Below are 23,694 nucleotides of genomic sequence, written 5' to 3' on the forward strand. Positions count from 1 at the left end.
ACGACCTTCTGGTCCGCGAGCCAGCTGCCGTGAAATCCGTGTAGAACGCACGCCGAAGCGTGTGGCGCGCAACGAGATGCTCTTTCGAGTCACTGTTAACGCGTACGGCGGTTCTGATCGGGCGGTTGTCAACACGCGATTGTGCCGGGACGGCGGGTTTCATGGGCATCGAGTGGCGGTGTCGCGGCGGGCGATGATCGACATCGTTCGGTCGAATCTTCCCGGGACTCACACGCGCGGTTTCACCCGGAGCCTGCTTGGTTTGGGGAAGGAGTTCGTGTCTCGACCAGAAAGCGGCACATCCTGCGGGCCGCGAAAGAACCACTGCCGACGGCCCTGGGGTTTGGTATTGACGAGCATGATGTTGCCACCGTAGTGGGCGAGGACCCGGTGATCCATCACTGCTCTCCAGAGCGGAGGCACCGCAGCCAGCACAACCATGGTTGCATAGCCAGCTGGTAGCTGAGGTGCCAGATCGGAGCTGCGGAGGGTTTGGTAACGACGGCCAGGATTCGCGTGGTGATCGCTGTGCCGTTGCAGATGGAACAGGAACAAGTTCGTGACCAGGCGGTCGCTGTTCCAGCTGTCACGCGGCGAGCACCGTGCGTAGCGGCCGTCGACACGGCGGGGGCGAAGCAGCCCGTAGTGCTCGACATAATTCACCGTCTCCAGTAGCCCCGCGCCGATCAGCGCCTGCAGCGCGAGGAACGGGATGACGACCGGCCCGAACAGCAAGATCATCGTGCCGAACAACGCGACGCTCATCGACCATGCTTGCAGGAGATGGTTGTCGCGGCTGAACCAGCGCTTTCCCTCACGCGCAAGCCGCTCGCGTTCCAACTTCAGCGCCGAGCGAAAACCGCCGAACATGGTGCGTGGCAAGAACGCCCACAGCGACTCGCCGAACCGTGCGCTGGCCGGGTCTTCGGGCGTGGCGACACGCACATGGTGGCCCCGGTTGTGCTCGACAAAGAAATGCCCGTATCCGGACTGCGCCAGCGCGACTTTCGCCAGCCAGCGCTCGAGGTGCTCGGCCCGATGCCCGAGTTCGTGGGCAGCGTTGATGCCGATGCCCGACACGAACCCCAGGGTCACGGCCAGTCCCAGCTTGTCGGCCAGGTTCAGTTCCGCTCTGGACCAAAGATAGCCCGCGATGAGCAGGCCGATGAACTGGATCGGCAGGAACAGATATGTGCACCAGCGATAGTAGCGATCGTTCGACAGCGCTTCGTAGTCCTCGTCGCGCGGATTGCTCCCGTCATCTCCCACCGCCCAGTCCAACAGCGGGATCGCGACCAGCACGATGATCGGACCGATCCACCAAAAGACTTCCAGCCCGGTATGAGCCACCAGCTGTGAGGGAACCAGTGAGCAACCAGGGGCGATCAATCCGAGTATCCAGAGGTAGCGCTTGGGATCGCGAGCTTGCGTGTGTTTGAAGATCGTCATAGGCGTCTCGCTCGTTCAACAGAACCACACCCAATCGAGAGTGTGGCCCGCCGAAATCGGTTGCGCTGAACTTGTAGCTCTAGAATAGCTGCTTCCTTGCTGCAAGCCAGCAATCTGACAAAACCACCGCCTGACCAGACGGCGTCTCCGCTGGTATCGCTCGCCGATGATCGGTCGACCCGGAATCCCGGGCCGGTGGGGCATTGGACGAACTCGGCGGCATCGCATCGCGGGGCTGTGCGATCTACTCGAGCAGGTCGGCCGGTGCCGCGGTTCGACTTTGGGTCGAACCGCGGCCGGCGTCGTGAGATCCGATCGGGATACTGACGGTGTCGAAATCGGCCGCGTGTCCGACGTTACGGCAGCGCCGCGCAGTTGGATGGCGCGGGACTGTCGGTGAGCCGATCGGTCAGCCACTGCCGCGAGGCCGCCAGTGACGGGAAGAAGGCCAACACGTGCGTAATCGCGATTCCGGAGAGGCTGGGAATCTGGGCGTTCGATTCCAGCTGAACGGGCACCCCACTACCGCACCAACCGGCGGCCACGTCGCGGATGGGCGGGAACGGCGCTCCCTCGTCGTTCATGGCCGACGAGACGAGGACGGGCACCGCAGGCGTGAGAGTGCCGATTCGCTGCTGGTTGAAAGCCGCCCTCAACGCTGGCGATTGATCGATCACGGCCGTCAGAGGTTGTCCGCTCGTTGTCCATTGGGACGTGTTCTGGTACTGCTGGGCCAGTCCGACCGGGACGGCGCATTTGTCCTGAGACTCGCGCAGGATCGCTTTACCGGTGTCGTTGAGTTCTGCGTCGAGCACCGGGCGGGTCTCGGGATAATCGGCCGCGATGCCGTTGAGGATCCAGGCGATGGCGGGTGCCGACGAGGCTCGGCCGTCGTTGTACCCGATGAAGTACTGGTCGTCCACCACTGGCCCGCCGATGTAGGCGCCGCGCACGTTCAGATCGGGGGCGTAGCTCGGTTGCAACTCGGCCGCGCCGGCAGAGGCCATGCCGCCCTGGGAGTAGCCGTAGAGAATGACCGGCGTACGGGGGTTGAGGCTGGTGCCGGGCAACCGCAGCGCGGCCCGTGCGGCGTCCAGCACCGCGTGGGCTTGGGACTTCCGGTTGAGATAGTCATGAACGTCGGGTGTACCGAGGCCGTGGTAGTCGGTCACCGCTACCGCCATACCGGCGGCGAGCAGGGTATACAGCGCCAGCACATCGTATTCGACGATGACATCGAACGGAGGCTGATACTGGACGAACTGCGACAGCAGTTTCGAGGGCGCGCAGTTATCGCCTTGCCCCTTCGTGCCGACCGCGTACGCGATCAGTGGTCGCTCGCCAGGGCCGGTCCACGGCGCGGCCGGTTCGAGATATGTTCCCACCGTCGCAGTCGGCGAGTCATGCGTGTCGCTGCTGACATACATCATGCGCGTCGCCGTCGCCGGGATCGTTCCGCCCATTCCGGGGACCGACAGTGCGAGGTGTGACGGTTCGGCGCGGACGATAGTGCCCGGTCCACCCGGCAGCGCTGGCGGCGGTATGTAGAAATCCCCTGCGGCATCCACGGCATCCGCGGCCGGCTGCGTCCATGCGTGTGGTGCGGAGATCGCCCCGCCTCCGACCACGAGAAGGGTTCCGGTCAAAGCTGCGGCCAATCTGCCTATTCGGCTCCTCACGATTCGATCCTTCCTTGCGATTTGGGATACCGCCGGAATCTACAATCGGATACTGAGAGTATCTGTAAGAAGTATCGGTTGTCTGCGAATCAGGATGAGAATCGGCGTGTCTGTGAATCCGTATGAGAATCGGCGACGGTTGCGATCCGCGCATTCGGCTCGACCGACCCGGGCCCAGAGCCGGTCACAAACGCGCGCCGTGCTGATTACCACCGCCAAGCGGCTGTTCTTGGCGGACGGGTATCAGGCCACAACCATCGATAAGGTCGCCGCGGCCGCGGGGTTCACCAAGGGGGCGGTGTATTCGAATTTCCGCACCAAAGACGGCCTGTGTCTGGCCGTGCTCGACGAGATTCGCGGTGAGCGGGTGGCCGAGATCGCCGACATCCTCTCCGCGCCGACGACCGCCGGCCGTCTGCAACGGATCGCCGCATGGGCCGAACATGTCATCGACGATCCGAACTGGACCCAGTTGGAGCTGGAGTTCAGCGTCCAGGCGCGGCACAACGACCAACTCCGCGTCGAGCTCGCGACCAGGCTCAACGCCATTGTCGACATGATCAGTACCGCGCTGCGGGCAACGGATGATGTCGATACCCAGGTCCCGCCGGCGGAAGCAGCCGTCGCTATGCTCGCGCTCGGTGTCGGTTTGGGGATGTTCCGAACGATGGATCCCCGCATCTCGGTGGCAGGAATGATCTCCGCGCTCGGCGCCATCGCGGGACTGCCTCAAACCGCTGACGCGGCCGGTGGATACCCGCTTTCCGAGCCATGATTGATCGCGGTGCGCGGCGGGAGCGCCGGATACAACCGCGGCCGAACAGATCAGTGGATGACAGTCGAGTGTCAATCGCGGGTGCTCGAAGCTCTGTACGCGAAACAGGGCTGCCTGCAAAACAATTGCGTCTCCTTTCGCCGCCCCGGGCGATGAGAGCGAATGGAACAGATTCATTCGATGCGAACACCTATTGATCACCGCGGTCGACGAGCATCTATTCTCGAGTATCGGTCACGTAGGCCATATTGCCGCGGATAAAGAGCGCGCTTGCTATCGACGCAAGATCTCGCGCCAGCTCGGCCCTCGCTGCTGATCGAGCTGGACAAACGCACCGGGCTACCTGACTGTTTCACCCATGCCACCGGCAAGCGGGCCGGCAGCCCCGCGCTGAAACGCACCATGATCGCGGTGCTGCTTGCCTCGAGCGACTCCGGACGGGCTGGCGGCCTTGGCCACCCACCGGAAAGCGTTGGCGGAGTTGGCGGGTGAGGTGTTCGGTGAGCACATCGCCTGCACTGCCGCTCTCGGTGGCTCGGGCGGGGGCCGTACTCACCGCGGCGCCGGGGCAAGTCGCCGGCGCAGGAGGTAGACCACCCCGCCCGCGGCGAGAACCCCGGCGCCGGACAGGACCGAGCTGACGGGGAGGGCGACGGCCAGGATTATGCAACCGGCCAGACCGAGAACGGGAATTACGCGCTGCGGGCGGCCTTCACCGGGGGCCAGGGTCCACGCCGAGGCGTTGGCGATGGCGTAGTAGGCCAGCACACCGAAAGAGGAGAACCCGATCGCGCCGCGCACGTCGACGACGGCAGCAAGTACCGCCACGGCCGCGCCGACGGCCAGCTCCGCGCGATGGGGAACCTCGAAGCGGGGATGGACCGTCGCGAGCGCGTGCGGCAGATGCCGGTCCCGGGCCATGGCCAAGGTGGTGCGCGAGACACCGAGGACCAGCGCCAGCAAAGATCCGAGAGCTGCGACCGCTGCGCCGACCCGCACCACCGGCACCAGGGCCGTCGCCCCGGCCGCACGCACAGCGTCAACCAATGGTGCTGTGGCAGAACTCAATCCGTGCTGGCCGAGTGTTACGAGCGCGGCGACGGCGACGGTGGCGTACACGACCAGTGTGATACCCAATGCGACCGGGATCGCGCGGGGGATCGTCCGGGCCGGATCGCGCACCTCTTCGCCGAGGGTGGCGATGCGGGCGTATCCGGCGAAGGCGAAAAACAGCAAACCGGCTGCCTGCAGCACCCCACGGACCGAGGCGTCGGACCCGATCGCGAGATGGCCGGCGTTGGCCGCGGAGGTGGTGAATGCAGCGACCACGACGGCGGCCAGCACCGCGAGCACGACCGCGACGATGACTCTGGTCGCCAGTGCCGATTTCTGTACACCGCGATAATTCACCGCGGTCAGAGCAACCACCGCGGCGACCGCGACCGCATGAGTCTGCCCTGGCCACGCGTAGGTGCCGACGGTCAAGGCCATGGCCGCGCACGAGGCGGTCTTGCCCACCACGAAGGCCCACCCGGCCAGATATCCCCAGAACTCACCCAGGCGTTCACGCCCATAGACGTACGTGCCGCCGGAGGTCGGATAGCGCGCCGCCAAGCGGGCGGAGGAGGTGGCGTTGCAGTAGGCGACCACTGCCGCGACCGCCAGCCCAATCAGCAACCCGGACCCGGCCGCCGCCGCGGCGGGGGCGAGGGCGGTGAAAATACCCGCTCCGATCATCGATCCCAGCCCGATCAGCACCGCGTCCCCGACACCGAGTCGTCGTGGCAAGCGGGTGTCGGGATGGCTCGACGACGACATGACACAACCCTCCTGGCTGGCGGGGACCGGACACCGGCCACGATATTCGATATCGGCATCCGTGCCGACTCGGCGGACAGAGGTTCACCTATCGGCCATGTGGGTATCGGCCTGCCACGGAGTCCACGCGGACAGGCCTGTGCGCCGGTAGGCTCGGGCATGCCGTATCGGGTGACGATATCGGGAGGCGAGTGCCGATGGTGGGAACGCGGCGGTGGTCGCGGATGCTGGGCTCCGAAGGCCCGGCGGCGGTGATCTGCATCCGGCTGTCGGTGGGGCTGGTATTCCTCAGCGAGGGGATCCAGAAGTTCCGCTACCCGAACACGTTGGGGCCGGGTCGCTTCGACAAGATCGGGATCCCGGCGCCGACGTTCTTCGCGAACCTCGACGGTGTCATCGAGATCGCATGTGGCGCCTTGATCGTCCTCGGTCTGCTGACTCGGCTGGCGGTGGTGCCGTTGCTGATCGATATCAGCCTGGCGATCGTGCTGACCAAGTTCCCCGAACTGCGCCCTGGTGGATTCGGAGGCGTGCAGGGCTTCTGGGGGATGGCCCACGACGCACGCACCGATTTCGCGATGTTGCTCGGGCTGATCTTCCTGCTGTGGGCCGGGCCCGGCCGCTGGTCGCTGGACGCTGTGATCGCACACCGACTTCAGGTCACGCGCGGCAGCCCCCTGAACTAATAGTCCCTGCGCAGCTGCTGGTGACAGTGCTTCAGCGACGCGCCGGTCTGGTCACGTTCGCCGGTCATCGCGAATTGATGGCCTCGTCCGCCGCGGCACGCGCACGGTCCAACGCGACCGGCACCGGGATCCGGCCGAGGAACATTTCGTCGAAGATCGGATCGATCGCCAGCAGCGCCGCTGGAAGTCCGGCTCCTGCGCCGGGCCGGAGCTGTCGTCCACGAAGCACGTCGAAGAAAGCGGACACGTCGATACCACGACGGGCCCAATGGTCGCGGTATCGCTGCTGTTCGGAAACGACGGCCGGGATGGTCGTGCCGGCGGCTGCGAGGTATCGATTGCCTTCCGCGCTGCCCAACCAGGCCAGCACGCGGCGCACTGCGTCGGGATGCCGGGTGGCGGCGTTTCCCGCGACGCCCACCGCGTTGTTGGCGCTCACTCGTCCAGCCGGGCCTTCGGGAATGAGGGCCACGCCCCAGGGGAATTTCGCGTCGTGCTCGATCGGTCCGAGGTTGAAGGTGCCGGACTGCAAGAGAGCCAGTTTTCCTTGCAGGAAAGCGTTTCTGGCAAGGTCGCTGTTGTTGGTGGTGTCGGCGCCCGAAGGCGCGAGCCGGTCTGCGACCAGGCCGACCAGGTAACTGAACGCCGTGCGACCGGCTGGGCCGTCGAAGACGAATCGGTCGTCCTGTTGGAACTCACCACCGGCGGAACCCAAGTACGGCAGGACGATCGATTGGAAGTCGTTGGCCGCGTTGTACGGCCACGGGGCTACGGCGGCCAACTTCCGCAGTAGCGGGCGGAAGGTGTCGCTATCGGGGTCAGCGCTCCAGTGCACCGTGCCGAGTTCGGCGGGATCTATACCGGCTTTGGTCAGCAGGTCGCGGTTGTAGAACACCGCACTGCCGCCATCCACGAATTGTGGCACCACCCAGAGCCGGTCGTTGCGGGTGAACTGGGCGACCGCGAACGCATCCCAGCCGCGGGCGGCATCAGGCCCTAGTTCCCGACCGATATCGAGGAGGTGTCCGTTGTCGGCATAGTCCTCGTACAACGTGGTCCAGAACAGGTCGTCCGCGGTGTTACCTGCCACGTCCAGACGAAGCTTTTGCGGATAGGCAGCAAAGGGCACCACCGTGAGCCGCACCTCGATGTCCGGATTCGCGGCCTGGAAAGCATCGAGGGAGGCCCGATAGGTGGGTGCGAAGCTCTGGTCCCAGATCCGCAACCGCACGACGGTGTGCTCCGAACCGTCACTGTCATTGCGCAGCCACAGCGCCGCCGCGACCAGCAGCACCGCGGCCGAGATCATGCCCAGCGCCGCACGAGTCGAATCCCTCATTTGAGTCCCGTCCACGCGACGGAGCGCAGGACTTGGCGCTGGAAGACGATGAACAGCACGATCAGTGGTGCGATCGCGAGCGTCGTTGTCGCCATCACCGTCGTCCACTGGGCGTTGTATTGGGTTTGCAAGTTCGCCGTTGCCACTGTGAGTACCTGCCAGGTCCGCCCACTGGTGGCCACGAGCGGCCACATGAAGCTGTTCCAATGCGAGACGACCGTAATCAGCGTCAGGGTGGCGAGGACGGGCCGGCTCATCGGCACCATCACGTGAAAGATGATGTCCAGGGTGTTCGCGCCATCAACCCTCGCGGCGGCGACGAGTTCCTCCGGGACGGCTCGAAAGTACTGCCGCAGCAGGAAGATCGCGTAGGGCGAACCGAAGACGAACGGCAGCACCAAAGCCCAGAAGGTGTTCAACCAGCCCAGCCGCGCGAACATCAGATACAACGGGATCAAGGTGACCACAGTCGGCACCATCATCGTGCCGAGATAGACCCAGAACAGCAGATCCCGCCCCGGAAATTCGGTGCGCGCGAACGCGTACGCGGCCAGCACCGAGGTGATCAGCTGACCGCACGTGATGAACACCGTCATCAAGGCAGTAACCAGGAGGGCCCGCCCGATGCCGGCGTCGACCGCCACGTGGAAATTGGTAGCCGACGCCGGGGCCGGCAATGCCAATGCGGAGCCCGACGCGAATTGCTCCGGAGACTTCACCGCAGTGAGCGCGCTGAGTACCAGCGGTGCCGCGGTCAGCAATGCGCCCGCGATCAGGATCAGATACGTCATAGTCGCCCGCAGTGTGAGGCGCCGCGAGTCAGAATTCATAGCTTGTCCTATTACGGAAGTACCGATGCTGCGCCACCGTGATCGCGAACACCACGGCGAACACGACAAGGGCCATCACCGCGGCCCGGCCGGGATGCGCGGCATCGAACGCCTCGGAATACATCCGCATGGCGACCACATCCGTGCGATGGTCGGGCCCGCCCTTGGTCAGGGCATACACCGTGTCGAAGGTCTGAAAGGTGGTGAGCACCCCGGTGGCCAGCACGAACAGCATCGTCGGTCGCAGCAACGGCAGCACAAGCCAACGGGTACGCCGCCAACCGGCGGCGCCGTCGAGTTCGCCCGCGTCCAGGATCTCCTGCGGTATGGCGCGGATTCCCGCGACGAAGAACAGTGCCACATAACCCACGTTCGACCACACGCTCACCACCGCGACCGCGGGCTGCGCGAGTCCAGGATCGGTGAGCCATTCGATCCGCTGCCCGAGTACGGCGTTCAACGCACCATCGGTCGGCGCGAAAATCCACTGCCACACCACACCGACCGCCACCGGAGCGCACACCCATGGCAGTGCGTAGAGCACGCGCAGTGTGGTGCCACCGCGCATCGGCCGCGCGAGAAGTGTGGCGATCAGAAATCCCAACGCAGTCTGTACCGGTACCACGATCGCGGTGAGTGTGATCGTCACCAGTAGTGAGTGACCGAACTGCGGATCGCTCAGCACGGCCCGCCAATTGCGCATCCCGACGAAATCAATGGGGCCCAACAGGTTCCAGCTGTGCACGCTCAACCACAGCACTGCCACGATCGGCAGCAGCAGAAAAAAGCCGACCCCGATCAGACTCGGCAGTAGCAGCGCATAGCTGGTCGCAACTCGACGAACTGTGGTCCGGCGAATCACGAGCGAGGTCCTCCGATGTACCCACCGAGCCGACGATCTGCTCCGAAACGGCGCATTAATGAACCGATTGCGAGCATGGCGGTGGTCCGCACGACAGTGACAACCGATCGGTGTATTCCACCGCAACAGTATGCCGTCGAGATCTGTCGACAAGGCGACGTGGTACCGAACCGACGAGATCGCTCCGTGGCCGCGACCCGCGAGCGGTCAGTGCTCCACTGGGATGGTGATGTGCAGCGAGGTGCCGCTTCCCTGCGGACTGGCGATCTGCATGTGACCGCCGAGGGCTGCGACACGGTCCTTGAGCCCGATGAGCCCGGAGCCTTTGCGGGAGTCGGCTCCGCCGACGCCGTTGTCGTGAATAGACAGCGAGAAATTGGCGCCTTCCGTTACCGCACTGACCGTTATTTCCGAGGAGTGAGCGTATTTGGCGGCGTTGGTGAGCGCTTCGGCCACTGCGTAGTAGGCGGCGACCTCGACCGAGCCGGGCAATCGGTGCTCGACAGCGATGTGAAGGTCGACCGGAACCGGGCAGCGGCGTGCCAGCGTTCTCAGCGCCGGGCCGAGTCCGCCTCTCGACAAAATCGCAGGGTGGATTCCTCGCGAAAGTTCTTGCAGGCTCTCCGAGGCCGTGGCCAGGCCCGTCACGATGTGGTCGATCTGTTCGCGGAGTTCACCGAGGTCGGACGGCACCGACGCTTGCGCGGAGCGCAGTTCCAATCCGAGGGTGACCAGGCGTTGTTGGGCTCCGTCATGCAGATCACGTTCAAGGCGTCGTCGCGCGTCGTCGGCGGACGTCACGATCCTGGCGCGTGATGCGGTCAGCTCGGCACGCGTTTCGGCGTTCGCGATCGCCGTCGCGACGAGATCGGCGAAGTCGGTGACACGCGCCTCGGTATCGGATGCCAATGGTCGGGGCTGAGCGGAGGCAACGACGGCGGCGCCCCACAAACTGCCCTCGACGATAATCGGGACCCCCACTCCGGCACAGAGGCCGAGTTCGCGAATGTGCGCGGCGGCCCACCCGGGCGCGTTCACATGCGTGTCCATCCTGGCTGGACAGCCGTCCGCGCGAATCATCGCGACGATGTTCGCGCCCTGCAACGGCCAGCGTGAACCCACTGGCATCGCGGTCCGTTGCAACGGGTCGTCGTGAGCCGAGATGAGGGTGGCTGTGCCGTCGGACTCGTATCGCCATAGCGCTGCGTTGGCGGCGCCGACCGCGCGCGCCAACTCCTGCGCCACTGTGGAGAAGACCTCGGAGGACGGCACGCCGCGCGCCACCAGTATGGCTACCCGCCGCAGCGCCGCCTGCTGCTCGGCGAGTGCCCTGAGTCGCTCGCTACTCTCCTCCAGCTTGGCCGCCGTGCCCTGGGCTTCGAGTTCACGCGCTCGGGCCGATCCGGCGAAGATATTCGTGCTCAACGCCACCGCCAGGAAGACGACGACAATCACGCCGTTTTGGAGGTCGAAAGGCACGAAGTGCTCGCCCGGTCGGTGATAGATGTAGGTCAAGACGACGGTGCTGGCAAGGGATGTGGCCACCGCCAGTCCCAACCCCCACATAGTAGAGATCACCATGATGCCCAAGAGATAGATCGGTTCGATCGTCTCACCCGGCGATTGCTGCCGCACCAGCCCCACCACGACGGTCTCGAGTGCAATGGCCACAGTGGCGACCACGATCCCCAATGCCAGCGCCGGCGCCTTTGGACGCAGCAACACCGACATCAGGCCGGTGCGCGGCGGTTGTGTGTTTGCTGCCGCCGCCCGGCGGTGGCGTTGCGGCCGCTGTACCACCGGCCACAGCCACCGCAGTCGCAACCTCCGAAGAGCCCGGTAAGTGGTGCTACCCGAAGGCCGACCGCGCATCCATGTCCTGTGCCGAAGTCGTGCCAAACTTGCCGGCATCATCTCAGTATCCACCCTGACCGAAATCGACGAGCGGGTTGGGATGAGCACAACCTCACCGGCATACCCCCAGGTCACTGCTCTCGGTGCTCCTCGGCGGCATGCGGGGCGAGGGGCATTCACACAGTCGAGTCGGGTTCCCGAGCCGTCGGGCCCACGCCGAGGATTCTCGACGCCGCCGCGGAGTTCAAGCGCTTCGACGACGTGCGGCAGCACCAACGGTGGTGATGATGCCGGTTGGGCTTGTGCTCCGATAGCTATCGACCCGACGTTGCCAATCCGCAATTCCGTACCGTTCGGCATTCTTCTTGCCCGAAGACAGGCGGCCGAGGATCTGGTGCAGCGGCATCGTGAGATCGGCGGCGAGGTCACTCATGATCTGCAACATGGTCGCGCTGTCGAGCTCGCGGGCGAGGAGAATCTCGTCGATAACCATCGCACTGAGCGCTTGGTCGTGGGTGAGCACCATATCGGGCAGCCAGCTCAATATCCACCGGTGGCGGTTGGTTCCGTCAGCGATCCTTACCGCGAATCCAGCGGAGTTGGGGCTGGTAATGGTGCGCTTCTTGACCTGTAGCGCAGTGATGTACTCGGCGACCAGCTCGCCATGAGTGCGACCCGATGACGTCGCAGGTTCTCGCATCTGATTGCCGGTCGTTGCGGCGGCCCGCTCACCTGATGTGAAAGTCTGTGCGCATCGCCCGGTCCGGGCCGTGCGGTCGCTGCCGATAGCACGTTTCAGCTGGGACAGGCCGGCCTTGATGTCGGATTGAAATCGGGCGCGCATGTCCCCATGCTCCTGGATGGCACGTCACTGGACCATGTTCGGCGGGACAGCGAGTGGAGGTGTCTGTTTAGCACGATTGGCCAAAACCGTCACGAGCTGCGGACACGGCGGTGGGCAAGCAGCCACCATGCCAGTACTACATCGCGGGTGTGGCGTAGGTCGAGGTCGGTCAACTCGTGGAAGCGGGTGAGCCGGTACCGCACGGTGTTGCGATGGACATGCAGCTCGAGCGCGGTCTGGTCGAGGTTTCGATCATGCTCGAGGAATCTCCACACGGTGTTCTCCACGTCCCGGCGACCGGGTTGACCGTCGTCGAGTGTATGCAGGTGTTGGCGTTCGAGCTGGGCGATCGTGTCGGCTCCCAGCATGGCGAGGGGGAGCGGTCCCAGGTCTGCGATGGTCACCACACCGGTCAGTCCGAAGGTCTGTGCGACTTCCAGGGTCGACACTGCCTCGTCGAATGACGGGGCGAGGTCGGTGAGGACTGTTGGTTCCGCGACGGCGACCAGCCATCGATCCCCGACCACCGGGCGTCTCGGCACCACGGCCACCAGATTCCCGTCGACGATGGCGAGAAGCGGCTGGTGTTCTGGTGTTGCGCTGGTGCGGCGCACCACCGCGGTCAGGGCGGCACGGTCACGCTCGGTGGCCGGCCGAGCGCACAAGGGTCGATACTTCGCAGACGGGTCCAAACCGAATGTGCGGGCTTCGACGGCCACGCGCACCGCCGACAGCTGCCCATGCAGGAGTGCATGGAGGAAGTCGGCTCGCTGCTGGGTTTCTCGTAGCACTGCCTCGACGGCCATCTCGTGCCGAACTTGATCGATCACTCCGGCGGCGTCGGTGGCGAACTGCCATGCCATGTCGTGCGCTTCCAAAACGACCTGGGGCGCAATTCCGCGCTTCGCGGCTTCCTCATCGAAGGCGGCCAACACGAACCGCGCGATGAGCTGGATGCTTCGGGTGAGCGCTTCGAGCGGAAAGCCCTGTGCCACGCGCCGCCGTGCGAGCTCCGACAACGCCCGGATGCGACCGGCATCAGGAGCGGTGGCCGTCACGGTCAGTTGCTCGAGGGCGGACCGGAGGATTGCCGCCGTGTAGGTCCGAACTTCCGCAATCGGAACGGTCGCGTACTCCGGCATCTGATCACGCAAACGGGCGACCAACGAGTCGACCTCCTCGTCCAGCCGCTCGAGGTTGCTCAATGCCAGCATCCGAAGATCTTCTCGGCGGTCCAACTGTCGATCGAGCGAATCGCCTGCGGCCGGCAAATCCGGCGCTTGGTCCACAAACAATTAGCCTGCCAGCGCTGATCGCCAACCGCAACGAGACGACCATGTAGGTTCGCGGACCATGTACCGGCCGCTGATGGTCAGTTGTGCGCAGCTCCCACCGAGACCCCTGTGCGCTGCCGCGAATCGGTTCGAGGTGGTGCGAATGCCTAGCGGCCGCGATGCCCATCACATCAGGACATAAAGCGTCAGCGCAACGACAATGCTGCCGAGGAACCCACCGACTGTCTCGACCAGAAGGTAGCTGTTGGAGTATCTGTGCTGCATCCAGAGTGCCCAGACCGGGGCGCACACCCGCAATACCGCGAAGAGCATGGCCAGTAAAATTGCCCCGAGCAGTCCATTCAATGGCAGTAGGGGATGCAACCAGACATATCCGATCGTCATGACATACACCTCGATTTGGGTGCCTAGAAATTGAATGGTGAAATTGTGACGTCCGGATCGCCTGCCCTGCGGGGCAGCGGTCGACCCACCGCGTGCCGCATGAATCCGCGCCACCCACGGATTTCCGTACAGCACCACCATGGCGATCGCGTGGAACAGGCCCGCAACCAAGCCCCACACAAGTATCGCGGCTGCGATCATTTCCCTCGTTCCAACAGTCGGCAACACGACCGACGCCCGCTTATGGCCGCGTGACATCTCGCCGCGCGGAATCGTTCGCCGCAGGCGGCGCAAACGGTCCCGCGCGCGAGTCGTTCGGTTGCGCAGCAAAAATATCCGACTTGCAGCCCGGTAACCGTACGCCAGGCGCTCGGCAGACCACCGCACCGAGAGTTCCCAGAAGTGGCGGCCGCCTACCTCGTGGACGAGGGCAGACGGTTCGTCCCGCGCGAGGTTGGGCAGGCGGCACTTCTGTGCGGACACGCCGCCGGGTACCGGTCGGCCGTGTTCCTCGTACTGCCATCGACCGGAGCCGTGGCGTTCATCTAGCCGTAGCAAGGCGCGTCCGGCTCCAGCCGGGATGCACTTGCGCACCCAATCACAACGGGACGGCGCCGCGTGACGATGCCGATTTCTCCGCTTATCATGAGCGGAAGTCGGGTCCACCCTGAATTTCCGAGAATTCCGAATTGTCGATGCACGCTATCATTCGGGTGTTCTGTCCGTTTTCGCACACTTTCTCCGCGGACGGACGCACATCATCCCGGATCGCCCCCCGCGCAGCGCGAGCCCGGACCCGGGCGCTGTGCGCCGGAAATAATATTAGTTCTTCTAACGTCGTATTTGTCGGGTGGAACGACAACCCTCAATTTATCCGCGATTGCCCGGACGAGGAGGACCTAGCAGTGTCTACTGATATTCGTGAAGAGCGGCTCGCACGCCGCGTCGCCGATTTGTACGCCACCGACCAACAGTTTGCGGCCGCCCGACCTGACGAGGCGATCACCGAGGCGATCGGGCGCCCCGGGGTAGGGCTGGCGGAGATCGTGCGAACCGTCATCGAGGGTTACGCCGACCGTCCCGCGGTCGGACAGCGTGCGCGGCAATTCGTCGACGACCCGCAGACCGGTCGTACCGCACTGGAGTTGTTGCCCCGGTTCGACACCATCACCTACCGCGAACTAGGGGACCGCGCCGGTGCGATCGCCGCTGCCTTGGCAGGCGATCCAGCGCATTCCGTGCGGCCCGGCGATCGAGTCTGCGTCCTCGGCTTCGCCAGCGTCGACTACGTAACCGTCGATGTGGCATTGATCCGTCTCGGCGCGGTGGCTGTTCCGCTACAGAACAGCGGGTCTCCCGCCCGATTGCGACCCATCGTCGCGGAGACCGGGCCGAAGGTGCTCGCCGCGAGCGTCGACTACCTCGCCGAGGCAGTCGAACTTGTGTTGACGGGACAGACGGTCGAGCGACTGATCGTGTTCGACTACCACGCCGAGGTGGACGATCACCGCGAGGCGTTGGCGGCCACCAGGTCACAGTTGGCGCGCGCCGGCGGCCAGGTGATGGTGGAAACCCTCGCCGACGTGCTCGAACAGGGGAAGTCGCTGCCCGCCGTGCCCTACCGCGCTGAGCGGGACGATCCTCCGATGTTGCTGATCTACACCTCCGGCAGCACCGGCGCACCCAAAGGCGCGGTGTACCCGGAACACCTGGTCGCCAACTTCTGGCGCGGGACACTCATTTCGGCGTTGGGCGTTTACGGCGCAGAGCCGTGGATCACCCTCAGCTTCATGCCGATGAGCCACATGATGGGCCGCGGCATCCTGTATGGGACGTTCGGCCTCGGCGGCACAACCTATTTCGTGGCCAAGAGCGATCTCTCGACGCTCTTGGAAGACCTTGCGTTGGTGCGGCCCACCCAGTTGGCGTTCGTCCCGCGGATCTGGGACATGCTGTTCCAAGAGTTCCAGAGCGAGTTGGACCGACGGTTGTCCGACGGCGCCGATCGAGCGGCGCTTGCGGCGGAGGTCATGGCTGAGCAGCGACAGAATTTGCTCGGTGGACGGTTCGTCTCGGCGTTCACCGGTTCCGCGCCGACCTCGGCCGAACTGCAAACGTTCGTCGAGTCCTATCTGGACCTGCATCTGGTGGACGGCTATGGCTCTACCGAGGCAGGGGTCGTCTTTGTCGACGGGCGCACACGACGCCCACCGGTGGTCGACTACAAGCTGGTCGATGTGCCCGATCTGGGCTACTTCCACACCGACCGGCCGCATCCGCGCGGTGAGCTCTTGGTCAAATCGGACGACATCTTCTCCGGCTACTACAAGCGACCGGAGGTTACCGCCGAGGTATTCGACCCGGACGGCTACTACCGGACCGGAGACATCATGGCCGAAGTCGGTCCCGACCATCTGGTGTACCTCGACCGCCGCAACAACGTGCTCAAGCTCTCGCAGGGCGAGTTCGTCACCGTGTCGCGGTTGGAGGCGGTATTCGTCGACAGTCCATTGGTGGAGCAGATCTACGTCTACGGCAACAGCGCACGTGCTTACCTCCTCGCGGTTGTCGTGCCCACCGAAGACGCGTTGTCGCGCGGCGGCGACATCGCATCGCTCGAGCCGATGATCAGCAAAACTTTGCAGCATGTCGGGAAAACAGCCGGGCTGCAGTCCTATGAGATCCCGCGCGCCTTCATCATCGAGACGACGCCGTTCACGCCGGAGAACGGTCTGCTGACCGGCGTCCGCAAACTGGCACGGCCGACTCTCAAAGACCGCTACAGCGGCCGTCTAGAGCAGCTCTATGCCGAACTGGCCGACGCCCAGAGCAACGAACTGCGCGTGTTGCGCCACAGCGGCCGAGACCTTCCGGTGTTGGAGGCCGTCAGCCGCGCCGCAGGCGCATTACTGGGTGCGGCGGCCGGCGATCTACGCCCGGATGCGCACTTCACCGACCTGGGTGGAGACTCACTGTCCGCGCTGACGTTCGCCAACCTGCTGCATGAGATCTTCGACATCGATGTACCGGTCGACGTCATCGTTAGTCCGGCCAGCGACCTGCGAGCCCTCGCCGACTACATCAAGGCAGAGCGGTCCTCCGGCGCCGAGCGGCCGACCTTCGCGACGGTCCATGGCCGGGATGCCACCGAGGTGTACGCCAGTGATCTGACCCTCGACAAGTTCATCGACGCGAAGACGCTGGCCGCCGCTGCGACGCTGCCGCGTTCGACCGGCCCGGTGCGGACCGTCTTGTTGACCGGTGCGACCGGTTTCCTCGGGCGGCACCTGGCGCTGGAGTGGCTCGAACGACTGTCCTTTGTCGGTGGCAAGCTGATCTGCCTGGTGCGCGCCAAGGATGACGAGGCGGCGCGTGAACGCCTCGACGAGGTCTTCGACAGCGATCCGGAGTTGCTGCGGCACTACCGGGAAATGGCCGCCGATCACTTGGAGGTCGTTGTCGGCGACAAGGGTGCGGCGAATCTCGGTCTCGATCCGCAGACTTGGCAGCGATTGGCCGACACGGTCGATCTGATCGTCGACCCCGCGGCGCTGGTCAACCATGTCCTGCCCTACAGCCAGCTGTTCGGCCCCAATGTCGTGGGCACCGCCGAGTTGGTGCGGATTGCGCTCACCACGAAGCTGAAGCCGTTCATCTACATATCGACGATTGGCGTGGGCGATCAGATCGCGCCCTCGGCATTCGTCGAGGACGCCGACGTGCGTGTGATCAGCCCGACGCGCGCGATCAACGACAACTACGCCAACGGTTACGGGAACAGCAAGTGGGCGGGCGAAGTGCTACTGCGGGAGGCCCACGACCTGTGCGGTCTGCCGGCCTCGGTCTTCCGCTGCGACCTGATCCTGGTGGACACCAAGTATCAGGGCCAGCTCAACGTGCCGGACATGTTCACCCGACTGATGTTGAGCCTGGTTGCCACCGGCATCGCACCCGGTTCCTTCTACCAGCTCGACGCGGACGGCAATCGTCAACGCGCGCACTATGACGGACTGCCCGTGGATTTCATCGCCGAGGCGATCTCGACTCTCGGTGGGGTGGTGGACGAGTTCGAGACCTTCCACGTGATGAACCCCTACGACGACGGCATCGGGCTCGACGAATACGTCGACTGGCTGATCGAAGGCGGCTACTCGATCCAGCGGATTTCCGACTATGACGCCTGGTTGCGGAGGTTCGAGACGACCATGCGGTCCCTGCCGGAACCGCAGCGTCAATATTCGCTCCTACCCCTGATTCAGAGCTATCAACAACCCCAGAAGCCGATCCGCGGGTCCATCGGGTCGACCAAGCGGTTCCATTCCGCGGTGCAGGCCGCGAAAATCGGCCCGGACAAAGATATCCCGCACGTCTCGGCGGCGATCATCCTCAAGTACATCAGCAACCTGCGGTTGCTCGGATTGCTGTGAGATCAGAACGACGCGTTCCACCAGCCGTCATCGGCGGCTGGGCGTGCCGGCTGCTCCGGACAGCCGGCACGTCGGTGCGGACATCCGTCGCCGGCGATCTGATCTACTAGCCGCTTCGGATTCTTTTCCAGTTGTGCGCAGTGCGAATGAACAATCCGGGCAAACTTCGTAATTACGAATCAGGGCAGTCGACTCCGCGCGGCGGCATACGCGCTTGGCTCGGTGGTGCGCGGTGCCATACGGCCCGATTACAGTGAATTCCGACCACGTCACCACGGCGCCGAAGGGAACAAGTCGCGTCCGACGCACGTTTGTGCTATGTAGTGAATGCGCAGAAGAACGACGACCTCGTCCTCTCGACGTACGGTGATGATTTTCGGGGTCGGTTTGTCAGCTGTGCCGACGATGCTGGTGAAGCGGTTGGACGCTATGGCTCGTGATCTGGACGTAGAAGATATTGCTCCCCGCCCGCAGAATGACGGTCGCAGCATCATCGGCACCGCATTCGATCTGTTGGAGTACGTAGGCGTATTGGAACCAGCGCGGCTGGTCGACCTGGCGGAGGCAACCGGCATCCCGCATCCGACGGTGCACCGATTGCTCAAGCAACTGATCGAGGTGGACGCCGTGCGACGCGACGGCACCCTGTACCGGCTCGGAGCGACTTTGTTGGGACTGGGTTCTCGGGTGACGCCCGAGCATCGGCTGCGCGTCGTCGCTCGGCGACCGATGGCTGAACTCGCCGCCGCCACCGGCGCCGGCGTAGGGCTCAGCGCCAGAATCGGGAATGATCTGGTGTTTCTGGACACACTGGATGCTCGCGTCCCACTGCCGATTGCCATGCTCGAACCGGGGAATATGGTGCCACCGGGATCTGCCCCGGCCCGCGCGCATATCGAATTCGGGCATCCCGGACCGATTGTGGATGCCGGGGCCGTGCGGCCAGATCTCAGCTGCGTCACGGTGACGGTTCCCCTGCTCGGCGGTGAGGTGGCAGCGGTGACCACACTCGTTCCAGGGAGCCGACCCCCGGTCGGGCTGCTGGGAGCGACCCGCGCTACCGGGGCCCGGATCAGCGCACGGCTGCAGGTACCGACAACCCGCGAGGCATCCCGCCCGAAGTCCAGTCAGCCGACAATGAATCGTCAGTGACCCGAGCCGCACCACTGGGTTGCGACTCGGTCGGTACGGAGGGACAGTCTGTGCGCGGGCGCTCATCACGCGTCATCGCCGCTGTCCGGATGTCAGAGTGTGTGGTCGGACTTGAGGAGATCTGCGGCGCGTTCACCGATGATGACACAGGGCGCCATGGTGTTTCCGGTGGTCACGCGAGGCATGATCGAAGCATCCGCAATCCGTAGGCCTTCTATCCCATGGACTTTCAGCACACCATCGACCACCGACATGGCGTCATGACCCATTTTGGCGCTGCACGTCAAATGCCAATAGCTCGAGGCGGCATCGCGCACGAAGCGCTCCAATTCTGCGCCCTGCACATTGCCGGGCATGACTTCGCGCTTCACGAAGGGGCTGAGCGGCGCCGAGTTGCCGATCTCGCGGCTGAGTTCGACGCAGGCTATCGCGGCCGCGAGGTCATCGGGGTGCGACAACATGTTCGTGTCGATTTCTACCGGGTCGGTGGGATCGGGGCCGGTCAAACGGACATGGCCGCGACTTTTGGGGCGAACGACGCCACCGAACAACGTCCAGCCGGATTCGGGTACATCGAATCGGGCACCGGTCTCGGCACTGTATATCGGCAATTCACCTTGACAGGTCTGCAAGTCCGGTGTGTCGAGACGGGGGTCGCTCTTCCAGAAATACGTTGCCTCGGATCCGCTGTTTCGCAGCGGCAGCGGATGCCGATACTCCCAGATGCAGCCGAAAGCTGGGTGGTCTTGCAGGTTTCGACCGACCCCCGGAAGATGCTGCACCACGGGGATGCCGAACCGCTGCAACTCGGCATTGTCGCCGACGCCGGACTGGAGCAGCACCTTGGGTGTATGGATCGCACCCAACGAGAGCACCACCTCGGAACCGGCCGCGGCGTGGTGCATCGTTCCGTTGTATGAGAAATTTACGCCGGTGGCCACGTTGCGATCGAACGTCACTTGCGTCACCAAGGCGCCGGTGAGCACCGTTAAGTTGGGCCGATCCAGGTACGGAAAAACATAAGAACGGAATACCGATTGGCGATATCCATTGCGGACGCGGATATCCGCGATGGATATGCCGCCGGCGCTCTCCATCATGCGCCCGTTCTGATTCTCGAAGGTCGGAATCCCTACCGAACCGGCGGCCTCCAGCGTGGCGGGTACGAGGGGAATGGGATCAGGCGCCGGTTCGACGAAGACCGGCCCCCCGGTTCCCCGGAAGTCGGGGTCGGGTGCACCATGCCAGTCCTCGATGCGACGGTAGATGTTCAGCACCGACTCGTAGTTCCACGCCTTGTCGTCGGCTTCGGCACTGTAGGTGCGGTAGCCGGTCGCTCGGTGGCGTGGCGGTACGGTGATGCCTGCTCGCTCCCATTGCCGCAGAGTTGCGGGATGGATGCCGAGGCTACGCGCCAACTGCCCGACTGTGAGCGGCTCGGAGGGATACCGGGGTGACGGAACGCTGTTCAGGGCTTCGAGCGCTGCGCTGACCTCGGCGTGGGTCCGGCGTTCTTGTAGGAAGCCCGCGTGCAGTTCGTCCAATAGACGATAGAGGCCAGCCCGGTCGTTGCGGTTCGCGCTGCGCATGAGGTCGACGGCTGCTTGGTGACCGTAGCCGGCGCGCAACGCCAAGAACGTGTGCAAGGCCTGGTCGTGCAGGTCGGTGTAACGGCGGTAGCCGCTGGCGGTGCGTTCGGCCGACGGGAGCGCACCGAGGTCCTCGTAATTCCGTACTGCCTGGGTGGACAGCGCGTGCTCGCGTGCCAGGTCGATCGGTCGCCAGATTCTGGAATGTGAGAGTTTCATGTCATTTCCCATGGCGTCGCGCCCGAAAGTTCACCCAGATCGTTGAACGATAGCGTGAAGTTGAGGCTGCCCCAGCCTCCGCGGTCACTGGCGTCGGCCCCCGGGTGGTGCGATGTTTCTGAACGCGCTCGATGTGCAGTCGTCGTCCCGCGCGGATAGGAAGGCTCGGCGAATCCGGAGACGAATTCGCCGAGCCTCGACGGCAGCCGAGCCGCTGCCGTGTTCGAACCTCCGTGACCGGCCCGATCGCCGGTCCGCCGACTGATCAGATGTGTGACCGGACGGTCACCTGGAGAGGGCCTTGCCGCCATTCGGCGCCACCGCGAACCACGTGTTGCCAACGCCCTGACCGAGCAGATCGCCGGGCTTCGTGTCCTTCGAGAAGAAGTACACCGGCCACCCTCCAATGGTGATTTGGCACGCACCGTCGGCACGCTCGATGAAACCGACCAGCTGAGGATCGACACCCGAGACATAGACCGACTGGTCACGGGCCACGGTCAGCGGCGGCCAAGTCATGGCGCACTGCCCAGCGCAGTTGGACACCGACGGCTTCGCGGTGTCCTTGTCGAACCGGTAAAGCGACCGGCCCGACCCGTCCGCCACGTACTGCCCGATGTTCGGGTCATTGGTCGCGGTGAGTTGTACCGCGTTCACGGTCCCGGTCGGCGCTGCTGCGCCGTAGACCTTCAGCCAACCCTGCGTCTTCGCCACTGCGGGAGCCTGCCCTGCCGCGGGCACCGGCGCCGGGACGACCGCGGTCGTCGATGCCACCTGCGCCACCGTCGACACCGTCGAGGCCGTTGGCGCGGCCTGGCCGCTCTTGTCGCCACCACAGGCGCTCAGCAGGCCGGCGAGAACGACCGCGGCCGCTGCGAGCGGGACTGCGGCACGCTGAAATCGTTTGGCTGAAATCATGTTTCGAACCTTCCATCGCTGTTCGATGCCGCGCAGACTGGCATCTCGTCACCCTTACTACGAACTGCCGCGACCACCGGTTCACTCGGTGCGCCACCGTTACGGTGTTCGCTACGTCACACTCGCCAGCGGCGAGGGAGCCGACTCCGCATCGGCAATACACCTGGAGAAGCGCCCAACTACCGTGATCGCGATGAGCTCGGCGTATGCAAAAGATCACGCAATACCCGGTTCGTCAGCGTCTGGCCAGTTCTGCTCCAGCCAGCCGGAGACGAGTCAGCCGGTACCGCGCTACCTGCTGTATCGACGTGCGGTCCGTTAGGTTGGTGCTGACACCTGTTCGGCAATCAGGAGATGTGATGGAACTGAGAACGGTGCTGAAACCAGTTGCGCGCGTGGTCAACGCCGGGGTCATGGCGTTGATGAAAGCGCCATGGATCGGATCCCGGGTCAGCCGGACCATTACCGAGATCACTTACCTCGGCCGACGATCCGGACAGACGATCAGCACCCCGGTGAGTTTTCGACGTAGTGGCGACGAGATCACCATCATGGTGGCCATCCCGGACCAGAAGACGTGGTGGCGCAACTTTCTCGGGGCGGGCGGCCCCATCTCGCTGCAGCTGGACAACACCGACCGATCGGGACATGCCGTCGCCCGACGCGATGACAAAGGGCGCGTCCGTGTTCATGTGCGCCTGAACCAACTGAACTAGCCTCCAGCGAGGGTGGACCCGGTCCGACGAGGGCATCGCGTCGGATGACCGCCGCGGTCATCGCTCCGATTGCCGATATGCAGGGGAAGCCTTCGGGAAGGGCCCGCAGAAGGCAGATCGTACAAGCGCGGATCACCTCCTCCCGGGTGACCAGAGCACGTCGTAGCCAGTTCCCGGCCCCTTCGCGACGCGGAACCCCTCGACCACAGAGCTGGGACGACTACGCTGGGGTGCTATGTCGGCGACGCGACGCGTGCGTGCCGGGGGTTCGGTGACGACCACGGATGATTTCGTCGGCCGTGGTCCAGAACTGGACAGGATCAGTGCCCTGCTGGTGGGCTCGGCCCGACTGATCACCCTGATCGGCCCGGGCGGCATCGGGAAAACACGACTCGCGACCGAAACCCTCCGCCGCTACGGCAAAGCCAGAAACACCCCCGTGTTCTGGGTACGACTGGCCCGACTCGCCAAAGGATCCGACACAGCAGCAATCGAAGAAGAAACCGCGGCCGCCATAGTCGAAGCCGACTTCTCCGGACGCTCCAGCTGGACAGCATTGATCGACACCCTGACCAGAACCGACCCCTCAGGACACACCCGACAAACAATCCTGGTCATGGACAACTGCGAACACGTCCTCACCGGCGCCGGACACCTCATCGCACAACTACTCGACGCAGTACCAGCACTGACCATCCTCGCCACCAGCCGCGAACCCATCGGATGGACCGACGAACACCTCATCGTCGTCCCCCCACTCCCACAACGCCAAGCCCTCGCCCTGTTCCGCCAACGCGCCGAACTCACCGACCACCCCCTCACCGACACCGACCACATCACCATGGCCGACCAAATCTG

19 protein-coding genes are annotated in these 23,694 nt (G+C 64.5%); 7 read left to right on the forward strand and 12 right to left on the reverse strand.

From position 1 onward, the window contains the following. Positions 1 to 228 precede the first annotated feature (228 nt). Together AB0C34_RS28020 and AB0C34_RS28025 are read right to left on the reverse strand one after the other, a co-directional pair. Positions 229 to 1,449, reverse strand: coding sequence for an alkane 1-monooxygenase (locus AB0C34_RS28020; RefSeq protein ID WP_357079236.1), 1,221 nt, complete (start codon positions 1,447 to 1,449; stop codon positions 229 to 231). 356 nt (positions 1,450 to 1,805) lie between these two features. Then, positions 1,806 to 3,128 carry a lipase family protein gene (locus tag AB0C34_RS28025; RefSeq protein ID WP_357079239.1) on the reverse strand — a complete coding sequence of 441 codons (1,323 nt, stop codon included), beginning with the start codon at positions 3,126 to 3,128 and terminating at the stop codon, positions 1,806 to 1,808. A 199-nt stretch (positions 3,129 to 3,327) separates the two neighbouring features. On the opposite strand from AB0C34_RS28025, the gene AB0C34_RS28030 reads away from it, so the two are divergent. Both AB0C34_RS28030 and AB0C34_RS28035 read left to right on the forward strand, forming a co-directional pair. Next, positions 3,328 to 3,903: a TetR/AcrR family transcriptional regulator gene (locus AB0C34_RS28030; protein WP_357079241.1), complete on the forward strand. Its 576-nt coding sequence runs from the start codon at positions 3,328 to 3,330 to the stop codon at positions 3,901 to 3,903. 270 nt (positions 3,904 to 4,173) lie between these two features. Then, complete coding sequence (locus tag AB0C34_RS28035) at positions 4,174 to 4,395, forward strand: hypothetical protein (RefSeq protein WP_357079244.1); 222 nt, start codon at positions 4,174 to 4,176, stop codon at positions 4,393 to 4,395. Between the two features lie 60 nt (positions 4,396 to 4,455). Here the strand turns inward: AB0C34_RS28035 and AB0C34_RS28040 are convergent, their stop codons facing one another. Continuing rightward, positions 4,456 to 5,721, reverse strand: a complete 1,266-nt coding sequence (locus AB0C34_RS28040) for an APC family permease (RefSeq protein ID WP_357079247.1) — start codon at positions 5,719 to 5,721, stop codon at positions 4,456 to 4,458. 227 nt (positions 5,722 to 5,948) lie between these two features. Here AB0C34_RS28040 and AB0C34_RS28045 point away from each other — a divergent pair, with 227 nt between their 5' ends. Then, the gene (locus AB0C34_RS28045; protein WP_357079288.1) at positions 5,949 to 6,407 is read left to right on the forward strand and encodes a DoxX family protein; all 459 of its coding nucleotides are present in this window, start codon (positions 5,949 to 5,951) and stop codon (positions 6,405 to 6,407) included. A gap of 64 nt (positions 6,408 to 6,471) precedes the next feature. On the opposite strand, the gene AB0C34_RS28050 is transcribed toward AB0C34_RS28045, so the two are convergent. The 7 genes from AB0C34_RS28050 to AB0C34_RS28080 form a co-directional block, all read right to left on the reverse strand. Further along, positions 6,472 to 7,746: a sugar ABC transporter substrate-binding protein gene (locus AB0C34_RS28050; protein WP_357079250.1), complete on the reverse strand. Its 1,275-nt coding sequence runs from the start codon at positions 7,744 to 7,746 to the stop codon at positions 6,472 to 6,474. Continuing rightward, positions 7,743 to 8,537 carry a carbohydrate ABC transporter permease gene (locus tag AB0C34_RS28055; RefSeq protein WP_357079253.1) on the reverse strand — a complete coding sequence of 265 codons (795 nt, stop codon included), beginning with the start codon at positions 8,535 to 8,537 and terminating at the stop codon, positions 7,743 to 7,745. Before AB0C34_RS28055 ends, AB0C34_RS28050 begins: the two co-directional genes overlap by 4 nt. A 28-nt stretch (positions 8,538 to 8,565) precedes the next feature. After that, the gene (locus AB0C34_RS28060) at positions 8,566 to 9,435 is read right to left on the reverse strand and encodes a sugar ABC transporter permease (protein WP_357079291.1); all 870 of its coding nucleotides are present in this window, start codon (positions 9,433 to 9,435) and stop codon (positions 8,566 to 8,568) included. A gap of 210 nt (positions 9,436 to 9,645) precedes the next feature. Then, entirely contained in the window at positions 9,646 to 11,238 is a 1,593-nt protein-coding gene (locus AB0C34_RS28065; RefSeq protein WP_357079256.1) for a GAF domain-containing protein, read from the reverse strand. Between the two features lie 298 nt (positions 11,239 to 11,536). Next, positions 11,537 to 12,136, reverse strand: a complete 600-nt coding sequence (locus tag AB0C34_RS28070) for a hypothetical protein (RefSeq protein WP_357079259.1) — start codon at positions 12,134 to 12,136, stop codon at positions 11,537 to 11,539. Between the two features lie 89 nt (positions 12,137 to 12,225). Continuing rightward, the gene (locus AB0C34_RS28075; protein WP_357079262.1) at positions 12,226 to 13,350 is read right to left on the reverse strand and encodes a helix-turn-helix domain-containing protein; all 1,125 of its coding nucleotides are present in this window, start codon (positions 13,348 to 13,350) and stop codon (positions 12,226 to 12,228) included. A 246-nt stretch (positions 13,351 to 13,596) separates the two neighbouring features. Continuing rightward, positions 13,597 to 14,016: a hypothetical protein gene (locus AB0C34_RS28080; RefSeq protein WP_357079265.1), complete on the reverse strand. Its 420-nt coding sequence runs from the start codon at positions 14,014 to 14,016 to the stop codon at positions 13,597 to 13,599. A gap of 704 nt (positions 14,017 to 14,720) precedes the next feature. On the opposite strand from AB0C34_RS28080, the gene car reads away from it, so the two are divergent. Further along, positions 14,721 to 18,242: a carboxylic acid reductase gene (car, locus tag AB0C34_RS28085; protein ID WP_357079268.1), complete on the forward strand. Its 3,522-nt coding sequence runs from the start codon at positions 14,721 to 14,723 to the stop codon at positions 18,240 to 18,242. 369 nt (positions 18,243 to 18,611) lie between these two features. Beyond that, on the forward strand, positions 18,612 to 19,394 hold the full coding sequence (locus AB0C34_RS28090) for a helix-turn-helix domain-containing protein (protein WP_357079271.1): 783 nt from the start codon (positions 18,612 to 18,614) through the stop codon (positions 19,392 to 19,394). 92 nt (positions 19,395 to 19,486) lie between these two features. Here AB0C34_RS28090 and AB0C34_RS28095 read toward each other — a convergent pair whose 3' ends face one another. Both AB0C34_RS28095 and AB0C34_RS28100 read right to left on the reverse strand, forming a co-directional pair. Further along, on the reverse strand, positions 19,487 to 21,202 hold the full coding sequence (locus AB0C34_RS28095) for a GMC oxidoreductase (protein WP_357079274.1): 1,716 nt from the start codon (positions 21,200 to 21,202) through the stop codon (positions 19,487 to 19,489). A 285-nt stretch (positions 21,203 to 21,487) separates the two neighbouring features. Continuing rightward, positions 21,488 to 22,120, reverse strand: coding sequence for a hypothetical protein (locus AB0C34_RS28100; RefSeq protein ID WP_357079277.1), 633 nt, complete (start codon positions 22,118 to 22,120; stop codon positions 21,488 to 21,490). Between the two features lie 359 nt (positions 22,121 to 22,479). On the opposite strand from AB0C34_RS28100, the gene AB0C34_RS28105 reads away from it, so the two are divergent. Both AB0C34_RS28105 and AB0C34_RS28110 read left to right on the forward strand, forming a co-directional pair. Beyond that, entirely contained in the window at positions 22,480 to 22,836 is a 357-nt protein-coding gene (locus AB0C34_RS28105) for a hypothetical protein (RefSeq protein WP_357079280.1), read from the forward strand. Between the two features lie 235 nt (positions 22,837 to 23,071). After that, positions 23,072 to 23,694: AAA family ATPase (locus AB0C34_RS28110; protein ID WP_357079283.1), on the forward strand; the 623-nt coding region annotated here is incomplete at its 3' end.

Source organism: Nocardia sp. NPDC049220 (assembly GCF_040647855.1).
GTDB lineage: Bacteria > Actinomycetota > Actinomycetes > Mycobacteriales > Mycobacteriaceae > Nocardia.